14 protein-coding genes are annotated in these 14,026 nt (G+C 73.3%); 5 read left to right on the forward strand and 9 right to left on the reverse strand.

Annotated features, from left to right (window positions below; all coding sequences use genetic code 11):
• Positions 1-2: 2 nt before the first annotated feature.
• Positions 3-650 (reverse strand): class I SAM-dependent DNA methyltransferase, encoded by a 648-nt coding sequence (locus QSK03_RS12100; protein WP_285652083.1) that lies wholly within the window; start codon positions 648-650, stop codon positions 3-5.
• 167 nt (positions 651-817) lie between these two features.
• On the opposite strand from QSK03_RS12100, the gene QSK03_RS12105 reads away from it, so the two are divergent.
• The 3 genes from QSK03_RS12105 to QSK03_RS12115 all read left to right on the forward strand — a co-directional run bounded on the left by QSK03_RS12105 (position 818) and on the right by QSK03_RS12115 (position 2,904).
• Complete coding sequence (locus QSK03_RS12105; RefSeq protein WP_285652085.1) at positions 818-1,945, forward strand: MFS transporter; 1,128 nt, start codon at positions 818-820, stop codon at positions 1,943-1,945.
• 58 nt (positions 1,946-2,003) lie between these two features.
• Positions 2,004-2,432: a CBS domain-containing protein gene (locus tag QSK03_RS12110; protein WP_285652087.1), complete on the forward strand. Its 429-nt coding sequence runs from the start codon at positions 2,004-2,006 to the stop codon at positions 2,430-2,432.
• A gap of 79 nt (positions 2,433-2,511) precedes the next feature.
• On the forward strand, positions 2,512-2,904 hold the full coding sequence (locus QSK03_RS12115) for a VOC family protein (protein ID WP_285652089.1): 393 nt from the start codon (positions 2,512-2,514) through the stop codon (positions 2,902-2,904).
• A 22-nt stretch (positions 2,905-2,926) separates the two neighbouring features.
• Here the strand turns inward: QSK03_RS12115 and QSK03_RS12120 are convergent, their stop codons facing one another.
• The 3 genes from QSK03_RS12120 to QSK03_RS12130 are packed head-to-tail and all read right to left on the reverse strand — an operon-like array spanning position 2,927 to position 5,451.
• On the reverse strand, positions 2,927-4,132 hold the full coding sequence (locus tag QSK03_RS12120) for a macrolide family glycosyltransferase (RefSeq protein ID WP_285652093.1): 1,206 nt from the start codon (positions 4,130-4,132) through the stop codon (positions 2,927-2,929).
• A gap of 47 nt (positions 4,133-4,179) precedes the next feature.
• Complete coding sequence (locus QSK03_RS12125) at positions 4,180-4,482, reverse strand: Dabb family protein (RefSeq protein WP_285652096.1); 303 nt, start codon at positions 4,480-4,482, stop codon at positions 4,180-4,182.
• A 57-nt stretch (positions 4,483-4,539) separates the two neighbouring features.
• Positions 4,540-5,451 (reverse strand): GntR family transcriptional regulator, encoded by a 912-nt coding sequence (locus QSK03_RS12130; protein WP_285652098.1) that lies wholly within the window; start codon positions 5,449-5,451, stop codon positions 4,540-4,542.
• Positions 5,452-5,543: 92 nt separating this feature from the next.
• On the opposite strand from QSK03_RS12130, the gene QSK03_RS12135 reads away from it, so the two are divergent.
• Positions 5,544-6,698 carry an FAD-dependent oxidoreductase gene (locus tag QSK03_RS12135; RefSeq protein WP_285652101.1) on the forward strand — a complete coding sequence of 385 codons (1,155 nt, stop codon included), beginning with the start codon at positions 5,544-5,546 and terminating at the stop codon, positions 6,696-6,698.
• Here QSK03_RS12135 and QSK03_RS12140 read toward each other — a convergent pair.
• The 4 genes from QSK03_RS12140 to QSK03_RS12155 are packed head-to-tail and all read right to left on the reverse strand — an operon-like array spanning position 6,695 to position 11,039.
• Complete coding sequence (locus QSK03_RS12140) at positions 6,695-7,786, reverse strand: ABC transporter ATP-binding protein (protein ID WP_285652103.1); 1,092 nt, start codon at positions 7,784-7,786, stop codon at positions 6,695-6,697. The two genes, QSK03_RS12135 and QSK03_RS12140, sit on opposite strands and share 4 nt — an antisense overlap.
• A 13-nt stretch (positions 7,787-7,799) precedes the next feature.
• Positions 7,800-8,681, reverse strand: a complete 882-nt coding sequence (locus tag QSK03_RS12145; RefSeq protein ID WP_285652105.1) for a carbohydrate ABC transporter permease — start codon at positions 8,679-8,681, stop codon at positions 7,800-7,802.
• The gene (locus tag QSK03_RS12150; protein ID WP_502872160.1) at positions 8,681-9,625 is read right to left on the reverse strand and encodes a carbohydrate ABC transporter permease; all 945 of its coding nucleotides are present in this window, start codon (positions 9,623-9,625) and stop codon (positions 8,681-8,683) included. The genes QSK03_RS12145 and QSK03_RS12150 overlap by 1 nt, the downstream gene beginning before the upstream one ends.
• Positions 9,626-9,659: 34 nt before the next feature.
• Positions 9,660-11,039: an ABC transporter substrate-binding protein gene (locus tag QSK03_RS12155; protein ID WP_285652107.1), complete on the reverse strand. Its 1,380-nt coding sequence runs from the start codon at positions 11,037-11,039 to the stop codon at positions 9,660-9,662.
• 223 nt (positions 11,040-11,262) lie between these two features.
• Here QSK03_RS12155 and QSK03_RS12160 point away from each other — a divergent pair, with 223 nt between their 5' ends.
• Positions 11,263-12,321 carry a LacI family DNA-binding transcriptional regulator gene (locus QSK03_RS12160; RefSeq protein ID WP_285652109.1) on the forward strand — a complete coding sequence of 353 codons (1,059 nt, stop codon included), beginning with the start codon at positions 11,263-11,265 and terminating at the stop codon, positions 12,319-12,321.
• 9 nt (positions 12,322-12,330) lie between these two features.
• On the opposite strand, the gene QSK03_RS12165 is transcribed toward QSK03_RS12160, so the two are convergent.
• Entirely contained in the window at positions 12,331-14,010 is a 1,680-nt protein-coding gene (locus tag QSK03_RS12165) for an NAD-binding protein (protein ID WP_285652112.1), read from the reverse strand.
• Positions 14,011-14,026 lie beyond the last annotated feature (16 nt).

The raw sequence follows: 14,026 nt of genomic DNA on the forward strand, positions 1-14,026 counted from the left end.
CCTCAGCGGGCGGCGAGCACCAGCATCCGCGCGTCCACACCGGCGCCGGCGCGGTACGGAGTGATGTCCGCCGACACCAGCTGGGCGGCGCCGGACGCGGCCAGCCGGTCGACCTCGCTGCGGTATCCGCCGGACTCCCAGATGTCGTCGAGCACGGTGGCGACGACGGTGCCACCCGGACGGGTGAGGCGCACGAACTCGGCGAGGGCCTCGGGACCGACGTGGCCGTGGGTCAGCGTGCCGACGCAGACCACGGCGTCGTAGCTGTCGGCGGGCGTGGGCAGCGGGCGGGTGAGGTCGGCGGGCTCGAGCGTGCGGTACGCGCCGGTCGCCCGCGCCTGCTCGAGCATGCCGGGCGAGACGTCCACGCCGTCGATCACGCCGACGCCCCGCTCGGCGAGCGCCGCCCCGACCAGCCCGGTCCCGCACCCGGCGTCGAGCACGGTGACGCCGGTGCCCGCGACGCGCACGACGGTGTCGGCGGCGAGCCCCGGCGCCACGTAGCCCTGGCTCTCGCCGGCGAGCTCGGCGTCGTAGCTCGCCGCCCACTCGTCGTAGAGCGCGCGGGCGTCGTCGGGACCCTGCAGGCGGTAGGCGCGCTCGACGTGGCTGCTGCCGCCGCTCGGGGTCGTGGGCTCGTCGGAGGTCATGCGCGCCAGTCTTCTATGTGAGCGAAATTCACGGCTATAGCCGGGAATTTCGCTCACATACACTCGAGCACGTGCAGAACGCGTTCCGGCGACATTGATCGCCTGACAGCAGGGTCCCGCGCGGGTTCGGCGCCCGGGTCGTCGCCGTCGAGGCGCTCGGCCAGTTCGTGCCGCTGTACCCGCTCTACGCCCTGCTCTTCGTCGAGCACGGCCTCTCCGACACCGCGATCTCAGCGCTGTTCGGGCTGTGGTCGGTGACGACGCTGGCGTTCGAGGTGCCGTCGGGGGCGTGGGCCGACGTCACCTCGCGGCGCCGGATGCTCGCGCTCGCCGGCCTGCTGTCCGGGTCGGCGTTCGCCCTGTGGGTGCTGGCCCCGAGCCTGCCGGTCTTCGCGGTGGGCTTCGTGCTCTGGGGCCTCGGTTCCGCGCTCGCGTCCGGCACCCTCGAGGCCCTGGCGTACGACGCGCTGGCCGGCTGGGACGCCACGGAGCGCTACGCGACGCTGATGGGCCGCGCCCGGTCCGGCTACCTCGCGGCCACGCTCGTCGCGACGCTCGCCGCCGCGCCGCTCGTGCAGATCGGGGGCTACCTGCTGCCGGGGCTCGTCGGGGCGGCCGCCTCGCTCGCCGGAGGGGCACTCGCCCTGACGTTGCCGGAGGCGGAACGACCGAGGGCGCACCGGGCGTCGTCGCGGGGCGCGCTCACCGCGTGGTGGGCGACGTTGCGCGCCGGGCTCGCCGAGGTCTCGCGCACCGCCCTGCTGCGCCGCGCGGTCGTCGTCACCGCCGTCTTCACCGGCCTCATGGCGCTCGACGAGTACCTGCCGCTGCTCGCCGCCGACCGCGGCGCCTCGCCGGCGGTGACCGCGCTCGTCCTCGCCGGCGTCGGCGTCGCGGAGAGCGCCTGCGTCGCCCTCGCCGGCCGGGTCGCGCGGGCGCGCGGGCCGGTGCTCGGTGTGCTGCTGGGCCTCGCGGCGATCGCTGTGGCCGTCGGCGCGCTCCTCCCGCTCGGCCCCGGCTTCGCCGTGCTCGGCGCGGGGTGGGGTGTGCTGCAGATGCTGCTGGTGGTCGTCGAGACGCGGGTCCAGGACGCCGTCGCCGGCGAGGCGCGCGCCACCGTCACGTCCGTGGCCGGGCTGGGGTCGGAGGCGGTCGCGCTCGGGGTGCTCGCGGTGGTCGGCGCGGGCTCGCCCTGGGTGTCGCTGCCCGTCCTCGTCGCCGCGCTGGCCGTCCCGTTGCTGGCGGTCGCGGTGATGGTCGCCCGCCACGAGAAGTCACCGTCCGGGTCTGGCTGAACCCGGACGGTTCCTGTCATATTCGTGTGACGTCGAGAACCCGACGAAGGGACCGGCCATGCGCATCGCGGACGTGCTCGCTCGCAAAGGGAACGCGGTGCTCACCGTCCCGCCCGACGCCCCGGTCACCGAGCTGCTGGCTGTGCTCGCCGAGCGCAACGTCGGCGCCGCCGTCGTCCTCGAGGGCGAGCGGCTGGCCGGCATCGTCTCCGAGCGCGACGTCGTGCGGCACCTGCACCAGCGCGGGACCGACCTCCTCGCCGCACCGGTCTCCGAGATCATGACCAGCGTTGTCGCCACGTGTCGCGGCGGCGAGGACCTGCAGACCCTCAGCCGCACGATGACCGAGCGCCGCATCCGGCACATCCCCGTCGTCGACGACCAGGACCGGCTGGCGGGGATCGTCAGCATCGGCGACGTCGTCAAGAACCGGATCGACCAGCTCGAGGAGCACCGCGACCAGCTCGAGGCCTACATCTCGGGCTGATCCGCTCTGGTCCTTGTTCAGGATCACGACGTCCCCCTACAGTACGGAGCTCCCCCCGCCCCGCTGCCGAGGAGCTCCGATGACCGCGCCGACCCCCACCAGCACCACCGTGTCGAACCTGGGCGTCGCCATGTTCGCGGTCGCCGACCAGGACGCCGCGCTCGCCTTCTACACGCAGACGCTCGGGTGGGAGCTGCGCGGCGACGCGCGCTTCGGCGAGAACGGCGAGAACCGCTGGGTCGAGGTCGCGCCACCGGGCTCCACCGCGCGGCTCGCGCTGAACCCGCCGATGGGCGGACAGCCCGGCGGCGGCAGCATCGGCGTCGAGACCCCCGACGTCCGCGCCGAGCACGCACGCCTGACCGCGATCGGCGGCGTCGACCTCGACCCGGTCATGGAGGCGCCCGGAGCGCCGACGTTGTTCATGATGCGCGACCCCGACGGCAACCACCTCGCCGTCGTCCAGGTGTAGCCGGCGTGTCAGCGACGCGCCGTCACGGACGCTGAGCGTCAGTAACGGCACTTCGCTGACGCGTCTCGGCGAGCTCGCCCTCGACCACGTCCGCCGCCGCGGCCGCGCCGCCGCCCCGACGGATCGCGTCCCGCTCCGCCGCGAGCCTCGCCGCGACCTCCGACGACGACGTCAGCGCGCGCAGCGCCTCACGCAGCCGCTCCGGGGTCGCCTCGTCGTCCGGCACCGTGCGGGCCACGCCGGCCGCTTCCAGCATCGCCGCGTTGCCGAACTGGTCGACGGCCTGCGGGATCGCGATCATCGGGACGCCCTGGTAGAGCCCCTCGGCGCACCCGCCCATCCCGGCGTGGGTCACGAAGGCGCTCGTCCGGCCGAGGACCCCGAGCTGCGGCACCCACCGGTGCGCCGTCACGTGCTCGGGCAGCTCGCCCAGCGCGTCGAGGTCGACGTGCGGGCCGATCGCCAGCACGACCTCCCACCCCGCCGGGGCGAAGGCGTCCGCGCACGCGCGGAACAGGCCGGGGTGCTCGTGGTAGGCCGACCCGAACGACACGAGCACGAGCGGGCGCTCCGGCGCGGGCCAGTGCTCCTGCTGCGCCCGCCGGTGCAGGTCCGGGCCGACGAACGTGTAGACGTCCGGGTCGACGCGGTCGGCGCACGGCTGCAGCACGCGGGGGATCTCGACGATCGAGCGCCGCGGGCGTCCGACGAGCTGCTCGGGGTCGTCGTCGATCCCGAACCCGGCGAGCCACGCGGAGAACCGCGCGAGGTACGCGGCGTACTGCGGGGTCTCACGGAAGGCGAGGTCGTCGGCGAGGTCGGTCTCGTAGCCGTCCCACGCGACGAGCGCAGGCGAGAGCTGCACCGCCGGGATGCCCCAGACGCGCGCCAGGACGATCGCGGGATGGCCGCCGATGTCGTGGAGGGCGATGTCCGGGACGTCGTCGGCGAGGGCCCGGCGGATCGGCGGCAGCGACTGCACCGCCTCGTCGAGGAAGAGCGCGGTGCCCGCGACGGGATCGGTGGGCCACTGCTCGCCGCGGCCCTGGTCGGGCAGCACGGACGGGTGGACCAGCGGTGTGGCGCCGGTGGCCGCGACCATGTCCGCGAACGCCGCCGGGATCGCGTAGGTCACCCGGTGACCGCGGGCGACGAGCTCGGCGACGACGGGCAGGTGCGGGTGGGTGTGACCGTGCGCGCCGACACCGACCATCAGGACGTGGGCCATGGCCCCACCCTGTCCCGATCGGGACGAACCGGGCGAACGGCTTTCCGTCAGAGGTCGTCGGGCAGAGCGAACTGGATGCGGTCGATCGAGGCGGCGATCGGCGCGAAGAGCTCGCGGCGGATGCGGTTGTGCTCCGGGTCGGCGTCGTAGATCCGGTAGGCCTCGTCGTCGACGAAGTCGGCGGTCAGAGCGAAGCTCGCGTTGCCCTCGCGCAGCCCGCGGTCCTGGCCCCCGACGAGGCGGAACGCGACGCCGTCCACGGTGAGGTCCCGCAGGGCCTGGATCGCGGCCTCGACCTGCTCGGCCGGCACGCCCTCGCGGACCCGGCCCATCACCACGTTGCGAATCATGGCTCGATCCTCCCGGACCGGTGATCGACGTCCCGCTACGGACGCTCTCAGCGTCGATCAGGGGAGCACGCCGATAGGGGCACTTCGCTGACCACCCGCGCGGCTCCCGAACCCGTCGAGGAGCGCCGCGAGGCCGGTGTCGAAGATCCGCTGGAGGTCGTAGGGGTAGTCGCCGACGCGACGCAGGGCCGGACCGCCGTGGGCGTGCAGGGTCTCGCGCAGCCGGGGGTCCCGGTCGGCCCAGGTGTCGGCGTCGACGCCCGTGTCGGCCTCGGCGTCGAGCTCCGCGGCGAGGTCGACGGCCATGCCCCGGACGTAGCTGGTCAGCACGACGTGGAGGTCGAAACGGGTGACGGGGTCGGCGACGACCTCCTCCAGCGCCGCGAGCTCGGCCTCGGCGAGGCGCAGCAGCGCCGGGGAGGACTGGGGCCGGCTCAGCGACAGGGCCCGGGCGAGCCAGGGGTGGCGCCGGTGCACCCGCCACTGCCGCCGCGCGAGGGCCTCCAGCCGCGCGCGCCAGGACCCCGTGGCCGGCGGTAGCGCGGCGGCGGCGAACACCGCGTCGATCATCGCGACGAGCAGGTCCTCCTTGCCGCGCACGAGCCGGTACAGCGACATCGTCGGGACCCCGAGAGCGCTCGCGACGCGGCGCATCGACAGCGCCGCGAGCCCGTCGGCGTCCGCGATCCCGATCGCCACCTCGACGACGTCCCGGCTCCCGGTGCCCGCCCGCGGGACCGCACCGGGCTCGTCCCGCGACGCCACCACCGACCCGGACCGCGGCACCGTGCGGAGCCAGCCCCGATCGCGCAGCAGGGTCAGCGCCCGGGCCGCCGTCGAGAGCGCGACGCCGTGCTCGGCGGCCAGCGCCCGCGTCGAGGGGACGCGGTCGCCCGGCGCCAGGTCGCCGTCGACGATCCGGCCGCGCAGCGCCGCGGCGACCCGTTCCGAGGGGAGGTCGTCGTCCACGATCTGTCCTGTCTGTGCCGGCACAGTTCGCCGGCACAGCCTTCCCCACCGGCAGATTTCCTGCTCGTACACCGTACTGCGAGGAGGAACAGATGACCGAGGTGCTGGTGTCCGGTGGGGGCGTCGCGGGCGCGACGACCGCGTTCTGGCTGCGCCACCACGGGTTCACGCCCGTCGTCGTGGAGGCCGCCCCGGCGCCCCGCCACGGCGGCCAGGCCGTGGACGTCCGCGGGCCCGCGCTGACCATCGCCGAGCGGATGGGTCTGGGCGAGGCGCTGCGGGCCTCGCGCACCGACATGCGCGGGATGTCCGTGGTCGACGAGGACGGCACCGAGCTGATGCGCACCACCGACCTCACGCTGACCGGCGGGCCGGTGGGCGGGCCCGACGTGGAGATCCTGCGCGACGACCTCGTCGACATCCTGGTCGGCGCGACCGCCGGCGTGGAGTACCGCTACGGCGAGCGCGTCACCGGCCTGGAGGACACCGGGGACCGCGTGCGCGTGGAGCTGAGCAGCGGCGAGCGCCGCGACGTCGACCTCGTCGTGGGCGCCGACGGCCAGTTCTCCGGCGTCCGCCGCCTCGCGTTCGGCCCGGACGACGACGGCCGGCTCTACCCGCTCGGCCAGCACATCGCCGTGTTCACCCTGCCCAACACCTTCGGGCTCGACCGCTGGCAGGTGTTCCTCCAGCGCCCGGACGCGATGGTCGGCCTGTACACGGCGCGGCAGAACACGGAGGTCCGGGCCGTCATGGGCTGGGCCGACCCGGACGACCGGCCCGTCACCTACGACCACCGCGACCTCGGCCTGCAGCGCCGCCTCGTCGCCGAGGCCTTCGCCGCCGGCGGCTGGCGCATCCCGGAGATGCTCGAGGGCATGGCGGGCGCCGACGACTTCTACCTCTCGCCCATGACCCAGGTCCGGATGCCGGAGTGGTCACGGGGACGGGTGGTCCTCGTCGGCGACGCCGCCTACTGCGCGACCGCCGTGTCGGGGCAGGGCACGAGCCTCGCGATGGTCGGCGCGTACGTGCTCGCCGGCGAACTGGCCCGCGCCCACGGCGAGCCCACGGCGTTCGCGGCCTACCGGGAGCGGATGCGCGGGTTCGTCGAGGCCAACCAGCACCTCGCGCTGGTCAACGCCGAGCGCACCCGCCAGATGACCGGCGCGAGCGAGGCCGTCGAGGGGTTCGACGAGCACTGGGTGGCCAGCGCGGCCACCGCGATCGACCTGCCCGCGTACTAGGGCAGCCGCTGTCCGGTCTCGGCGTCGAAGACGTGCAGGGCGTCGGGGTTCGGGCGCACCGCGATCGGGTCGCCGAAGCGGACCTGCACCCGTCCCGGCCCCCGCACGACGATCGAGGTCGAGGTGTCCTCGGCGAGGTGGGCGTAGAGGTAGGACTCGCTGCCCAGCTCCTCGACGACGTCCACCACGGCCTTCACCACCGAGCCCGCGTCCGCGTCGGTGCTCTCGAGCACCCAGTCCTCGGGCCGGATGCCGACGGTGAGCTTGTCGCGCGACCCGGCGGCGTCGGCGACGTCGCGCGGCAGCGGGATCTCGACGCCGCCGAGCGTGACGCCGCTCGACGAACGCGGCAGGTCGAGGAGGTTCATAGCGGGCGACCCGATGAAGCCGGCGACGAAGGCGTTGATCGGTCGGTCGTAGAGCTCGGGCGGCGTGGCGTACTGCTGGAGCTGGCCGTTGGCGAGCACGGCGACCTTGTCGCCCATCGTCATGGCCTCGACCTGGTCGTGGGTGACGTAGACCGTCGACACCTCGAGCCGGTTCTGCATCTCGGCGATCTGCGCGCGGGTCTGCACGCGCATCTTCGCGTCGAGGTTCGACAGGGGCTCGTCCATGAGGAAGACCTGGGGCTCGCGCACGATCGCCCGGCCCATGGCCACGCGCTGGCGCTGCCCGCCGGAGAGCGCCTTCGGCTTGCGGTCGAGGTACTCGGTGAGCCCGAGCATGTCCGCGGCCTGGCGGACGCGCTGCGCGCGCTCCTCCTTCTCCATCCCGCGCATCTTCAGCGGGAAGGCCATGTTCTCCGCGACCGTCTTCGACGGGTAGAGCGCGTAGTTCTGGAACACCATCGCGATGTCCCGGTCCTTCGACGGGACGTCGACGACGTCGCGGCCGTCGATGCGCACCGAGCCCGCGTCGATCGGCTCGAGGCCGGCCAGCATCCGCAGCGCGGTCGACTTCCCCGAGCCCGAGGGCCCGACGAGGACGACGAGCTCGCCGTCGGCGATGGTCAGGTCGAGGCTGTCCACCGCCGGCTTCGCCCCCGGCGTGTAGATCCGCGAGGCCCGGTCGAACACCACTTCGGCCATCTGATGAATCCCCTTACTTGACCGCGCCGAACGACAGGCCCTGCACCAGCTTGTTCTGCGCCACCCAGCCGGCGATGACGACCGGCAGCGCGGCCAGGGTGGCCGCCGCGGAGAGCTGGGCCCAGTACAGGCCCTCCGAGGTGATGAACCCGACCAGGAAGACCGGCATGGTGCCGGCGTTGGCCGCGGTCAGGTTGACCGCGAAGAAGAACTCGTTCCACGCGAAGATCACGCAGATCAGCGCGGTCGCGAAGATGCCGGGCGAGATGATCGGCAGCACGATCTCGCGCAGCGTGCGCCACAGCGGCGCGCCGTCGATGCTCGCCTGCTCCAGCAGCTCGCCCGGGACCTCCAGGAAGAACGACCGCATCATCCACACCGCGATCGGCAGGTTCATCCCCGTGTAGAGGACGACCAGGGTCCAGATGTTGTCGAGCATGCCGATCTGGTTGACGACGACGTAGATGGGCACGATCACCGCGACCACCGGCAGCATCTTCGTGGAGATGAAGAAGAACAGGACGTCTTGCGTCTTCTTCACCGGGCGCAGCGACACCGCGAACGCCGCCGGGATCCCGAGGACCAGCACGAACAGGGTGGAGAACACCGTGGCGATCACGGAGTTCACCACGTACGGGCCGACCCCGGCGGCGAAGACGCCCTCGTACTGCTCCAGCGTCGGCTCGAAAATGATCTTCGGCGTGGTGGTGTAGGCGTCGGTCTCCTGCTTGAACGACGTCAGCACCATCCAGAAGACCGGGAAGAAGAACGCGATCCCCACGACCCAGGCGATGACGCCCAGCCACACGTTGGCGGCGCTGCGCTTCTGACGGCGGGGCTCGGGCGGCGCTGCGGGCTCCTGCGTGTCGGGTGGAGTGCTCGTCGTGACCGCCATCAGGCCGCCTCCTGCTCGCCACTGAACGACTTGAAGATCAGGCGGAGGGCGAAGTTCGCCGCGATGAGGGTCAGGATCACCACGACCACGCCCATCGCCGCCGACTGGCCGATGTCGAAGCCGAGGAACGCGCGCTGGTAGATGTAGAAGGGCAGGTTCGCGCTGGCCACGCCCGGTCCGCCCTGGGTCATCATGTAGACCTGGTCGAAGATGTTGACCAGGTAGATGGTGCCGAGCACGACGCCGAGCTCGATGAACCGGCGCAGGTGCGGGAGGGTCAGCTCCCGGAACGTCGACCACGCGCTCGCGCCGTCGACCCGCGCCGCCTCCAGCTGGTCGGTCGGCATGCTCTGCAGCCCCGCGAGCAGCAGCAGCATCATGAACGGGGTCCACTGCCAGATCAGAGCAGCCATGACCGAGGCCAGCGGGTACTGGCTGATCCACTCCGTGCCCGACAGGCCGAACGGCGAGAGCACGAAGTTGATCAGACCGAGCGTCGGGTCGAGCAGCACCGTCTTCCACAGCAGCGCCGCCGCCACCGGGGTGATGAGGAACGGCGTGATGAGCAGCGTGCGCACCACACCGCGCCCGACGAACTGCCGGTTGAGCAGCAGCGCCAGCAGCAGGCCGAGGACCACGGCGATGAGCACCGAGCCCAGCGTCATGATCACGGTGTTGAGCGCGACCGTCCGGAACTGGCTGTCGGCGAAGACGTCGCCGTAGTTCGAGAACCAGACGAACTCCTGCGACCCGGGCCGGACCAGGTTCCACGACTGCAGCGAGTAGTAGAGCGTCAGGATGAACGGGATCTGCGTGACGATGATCGTGAAGATCAGTGCCGGGAGCAGCGGCCCCCGCCGGCGCCAGCCCTCGGCGCGGTCGATCATCGCGGCGCCGCCGACGTTGGCCTCGGCGGCGGGGCGTTCTTCGAGCGTGGCCGTCATCGTGGGGCTCCAGCTCTGCTTCGCTTCGTGTCGCTCATCGCTGGTAGCTCTCCCCCACCGTCTCCGCGTAGTTCTGCGACTGCTCCAGTGCCTCGTCGACGCTGATCTGCCCGGCGATCGCCGCGCTGACCTGCTGGCTGGTGCGGGTGCCGAGGTCCTGGAACTCGGGGATGCGCACGAACTGCACGCCCTGGTACGGCACCGGCTGCACGGTCGGCTGCTGCGGGTTCGCCCGCTGCAGGCCGTCGAGGATCAGCGGCGCGTACTGGCCGGCCACCTGCTGGTACTCGGGGATCTGGTAGGTCGACTGGCGGGACCCGGGCGGCACCGACGTCCACCCGATGCTCGGGTCGCGGCCGGCCCGCTGGATGTACTCCTTGCTGGTCATCCAGGACATGAACCTCCACGCCGCGTCCTTGCGCGGAGAGGTCTGCGGGATGCCCAGCGACCACGTGTAGAGCCAGCCCGAGGACGGCGTCGCGACCACGGGCGCCGGCGCGTAGCCGATGCGGCCGGCGACGGTCGACTCCTCGGGGTCCTCGACGGTGCCGGCGGCCGACGTCGCGTCGTACCACATCGCGACCTCGCCCTGACCGAACTGCGTCGCGCACTCGGAGAAGCCGGCCTGTGACGCGCCCGGCTCGCCGTGCTCCCGGACGAGGTCGACGTAGAACTGCACGGCCTGCTTCACCTCGGGGGAGGTCAGCTGCGCGCGCCACTGCGGGTCGTACCAGCGGCCACCGAAGGTGTTGATCACGGTGTCGAGCGGCGCCATGACCTCGCCCCAGCCCGGCTTGCCGCGCAGGCAGATGCCGCGGCGCTGGCCCTGGCCCTGGTCGAGCTGGGCGGCGATCTGCGCGATCTGCGGCCACGTCGGCTGGGCGGGCATCTGGATGCCGGCCTGCTCGAAGAGGTCCTTGCGGTACATGAGGAACGACGACTCGCCGTAGAAGGGCACCGAGTACATCGCGCCCTGGTACGACAGCGAGTCGCGCACCGTGGGGATGAAGTCGTTGCGGTCGTAGCCCGGGGTCGCGGCCATGTAGGGCTCGAGGTTCGTGAGCCAGCCGTTCTGCGCCCACTGCGGCGTCTCGTAGTTCGAGATCATGACGATGTCGAACTCGCCGCCGCCGGTGGCCACCGACGCGGTGATCTTGGCGCGGGCCTCGTTCTCCGACAGCGAGACGAACCGCAGCCGGATACCCGGGTTCTCCGCCTCGAACTGGGGCGCGAGCGAGATCGCGTCCTCCATCTGCGGGTTGGACACGATCGCGACCGTGACGGTCTCGACGCCCTCGGCCGCCCCCAGCGCGCCCGCGCCGGAACAGCCCGCGAGCAACGCCAGGCTCGCCAGGACCGCCCCGAGGACCGCCGGTGTGCGGCCCCTTCCCCGCCGTCGCGCCGCGCCGCGCATCGCGCCTCCCGCCCCCGTGATCCGCCGTCATCGGTCCCGCGCCCGGCAACGTGCGTGACGTGGGCCACTGGCGGTGGCGTGACCGTAAAGCTCCGCTCCGTCATAAGCAAGCGCTTAACCGCGTCAGATCGGGGGCGAGCGCCGATCGCGCGCAAGCGGTACAACTTGCGCGTGGGGGCGGCAGGTCGCCGAAGCGACACCGCCGGATGGACGGGAGCCGCGCATGGTCACGATGGCCGACGTCGCGCGGATGGCCGGGGTGTCGACGGCCACCGTCTCCCACGTCCTCAACGGGACCCGGCCCGTACGCGCCCGCACCCGCGAGCTCGTCCTGTCCGCGGTCGCCGCGACGCAGTACACCCCGAACACCGTCGCCCGGTCCCTGGCGACCGCGCGGACGACGACGATGGGCCTGGTCCTGTCCGCGATCTCGAACCCGTACTTCGGCGAGCTGCTGCACGCCGCCGAGTCCGCCGCGGCGTCGGCGGGCTACACGCTGCTCCTGGTCGATCCCCACGAGGACCCGGACTACGAGCTCACCGTCGTCACGCGCCTGCACCACCACCGCGTCGACGGCGTCGTGCTCGCGCCGTCGGCGGTCCCGGACGCGGCGCTCACCTACCTCGCGCGCCACGAGGTGCCCACGGTGCTGCTCGACCGCCTCATCGACGCCGGCCACGACCAGGTCGGCAGCGAGAACCGGGACGCCACCGCCGCATTGACCGGCCACCTCGCCGACCACGGGCACACCCGCATCGGCCTCGTCGCCGGTCTCGCCGGGCTCGCCACCACCTCGGAGCGCCGCGACGGCCACCGCGACGCGCTGCGCGCCCGCGACCTGCCCGTCGACCCCGACCTCGAGGTCACCGGCGCCTCCGAGACCGCCACGGCCCGGACCGCCACACACCGCCTGCTGGAGCTCGACGACCCGCCGACCGCGATCGTCGCCGGCAACAACAGCATGACCATCGGCGTCATGCAGGCGCTGCGCGACGCCGGGCTCTCGGTGCCCCGCGACGTCGCCGTCGCGTCGTTCGACGACTTCGCCTGGGCGGATCTCTTCTCCCCGCGCCTGACCGTCGTCGCCCAGCCGTTCCACGAGATCGCGGCGACGGCCGTGCACATGCTGCTGGCCCGCATCGCCGAGCCCGACGCCCCGGCCACCACCCGCCGCATCCCTCCGGAACTGATCATCCGGGAGTCGTGCGGCTGCGAGCCCGCTCCGGCGGAGCCGTCCGGTGCCCGCGGGGCCGCGCGCGAGGGTCCGGCGCGGACGGCGTGAGGAGGGGCCTCAGGAGGAGATCCGCGCGGCGCACCGCGCGTGCACGTCCACCAGCCCGTTGCGGGTCGCGGCGACGACGAGACGGTCCCCGACCTTGAGCCGGCGCTGGGGTCGCGGCGGGCACTCGAGCACCGCGTCCTCCCCGGAGCCGCGGTAGACCCCCACCACGCGGACCTCGCCCTCGATCTCCGCCACGGACGCGGCCAGGCCCGCGAGCAGGGCGCTGCGCCCGATCGGGACGTCGGCGAGCAGGAGCACCGAGCGCCCGACCGGGACGGTGGCCACCACCTGGTGCTCGCGCATCGCCGCGGCGAACGCCGGCGCCGCGAGGAACGAGACGCTGCGGGACACCGCCACCTCGAGCGTGCGGTCGAGCCGGCGGGCGAGGTCGTCGTCGCGCAGCCGCAGCACCACCCGCAGCCGCGCGCGCAGGGAGCGGCCGACCAGACCGGTCTCGAGGTTCGCGACGTCGTCGCGCCCGACGGCGACGAGCGCGCGGCAGTCGGCGACCGAGGCCGCGTCCAGGGTCGACTGCCGCGTCGAGTCGCCGACGATCACGGGCACGCCCAGGCGGCGCACCTGGGTCACCCCGGGGCCCTCCACGTCGTCGACGGCGACCACCGGCACGCCGCGCTCGTGCAGCTGCTCGACGACGCGGACCCCGACGTTGCCCAGGCCGACCACGACGACGTGCCCCCGTCGCGGGCGCGAGCGCTGCGGCGTGCCGGCGAACCGGGCGCTGACCGCCGCGTCGACGACGACGGCGGTCACCAGCGGGATGATCGCGATCCCGACGACGGTCACGAGCGCCTGGATGGTGCGGGCGACCGGCGAGACGTGGGTGTCCGGGTCGGCGGCGCCCGCGGAGTCCAGGACGGTCAGGAAGATCGCGTCGCCCCACGAGAGATCGGCCAGCGTCGCGAACGCGACCGTGCCGAGCACGAGCAGCCCGATCAGGCCGAGGGTCGCCTGGGCCAGCGAGCGGGTCATGCTCGCGCGGGCCCGGCGCCACATCCGGGCCAGCACCCGCCGCCAGATCGCGCGGCGGTGCCCGACGACGCGCCCCTCGCGATGGAGCGGGACGCGGGCGAGGACGAGGTCGGCGCCGGTGTCGTCGGTCGGGAGCAGCTCGGGCTCGCCGGCGTCCGGGCGGCGCGCCAGCCCGCACACGACGCGCTCGGGCCGCAGCCCGTCGCGGTCGGCGACGATCATCGGGTGGCCGGGCAGGTCGACGTCCTGACGCGAGCTCGCGCCGATCGCCGCGGTGACGAACGCAGGCGCGGCCGTCGCCGAGACCGACAGGACCGTGGCGTGGGGCAGCAGCATCCGGATCCGCCCCGCCAGCGCCGGCGCGTGGAGCCGGACGACGAGGCGCGCGGCGGGGGCGAGCTCCTGCACGCGCAGGGCGCGGTGGATGTTGACGACGTCGTCGCGGTGCACGAGCGCCACCGACGTCGCGGCGTCGACGCCGGCCGCGGCGAACGCCTCGTCGTCGGGTTCGGCGACCTCGACGACCTCGACCCCGCGGATCGCCCGGAGCCGGTCGACCACGGCGCCGCCCGGGGCCGTCAGGACGACGACGTCGGTGGTCCCGCGCCGCGCCTGCCGCACGAGCGCCTCGACCATCCGCAGGGAGAGCATGTCCTCGCCGCAGACCACGAACCGTTCCCGGAACCCCCCAGTGGTCACGCGACGTCACCCTAAT

The sequence above is a fragment of the Actinomycetospora sp. NBRC 106375 genome, from assembly GCF_030269665.1.
Lineage (GTDB): Bacteria > Actinomycetota > Actinomycetes > Mycobacteriales > Pseudonocardiaceae > Actinomycetospora.

What these genes read in the sequence shown, in the direction of transcription:
- QSK03_RS12100 (WP_285652083.1), bottom strand. Translation starts at nt 650, where the DNA reads ATGACCTCCGACGAGCCCACGACCCCGAGCGGCGGCAGCAGCCACGTC.
- QSK03_RS12110 (WP_285652087.1), top strand. Translation starts at nt 2,004, where the DNA reads ATGCGCATCGCGGACGTGCTCGCTCGCAAAGGGAACGCGGTGCTCACC.
- QSK03_RS12115 (WP_285652089.1), top strand. Translation starts at nt 2,512, where the DNA reads ATGACCGCGCCGACCCCCACCAGCACCACCGTGTCGAACCTGGGCGTC.
- QSK03_RS12120 (WP_285652093.1), bottom strand. Translation starts at nt 4,132, where the DNA reads ATGGCCCACGTCCTGATGGTCGGTGTCGGCGCGCACGGTCACACCCAC.
- QSK03_RS12125 (WP_285652096.1), bottom strand. Translation starts at nt 4,482, where the DNA reads ATGATTCGCAACGTGGTGATGGGCCGGGTCCGCGAGGGCGTGCCGGCC.
- QSK03_RS12135 (WP_285652101.1), top strand. Translation starts at nt 5,544, where the DNA reads ATGACCGAGGTGCTGGTGTCCGGTGGGGGCGTCGCGGGCGCGACGACC.
- QSK03_RS12140 (WP_285652103.1), bottom strand. Translation starts at nt 7,786, where the DNA reads ATGGCCGAAGTGGTGTTCGACCGGGCCTCGCGGATCTACACGCCGGGG.
- QSK03_RS12145 (WP_285652105.1), bottom strand. Translation starts at nt 8,681, where the DNA reads ATGGCGGTCACGACGAGCACTCCACCCGACACGCAGGAGCCCGCAGCG.
- QSK03_RS12150 (WP_502872160.1), bottom strand. Translation starts at nt 9,625, where the DNA reads ATGACGGCCACGCTCGAAGAACGCCCCGCCGCCGAGGCCAACGTCGGC.
- QSK03_RS12155 (WP_285652107.1), bottom strand. Translation starts at nt 11,039, where the DNA reads ATGCGCGGCGCGGCGCGACGGCGGGGAAGGGGCCGCACACCGGCGGTC.
- QSK03_RS12160 (WP_285652109.1), top strand. Translation starts at nt 11,263, where the DNA reads ATGGTCACGATGGCCGACGTCGCGCGGATGGCCGGGGTGTCGACGGCC.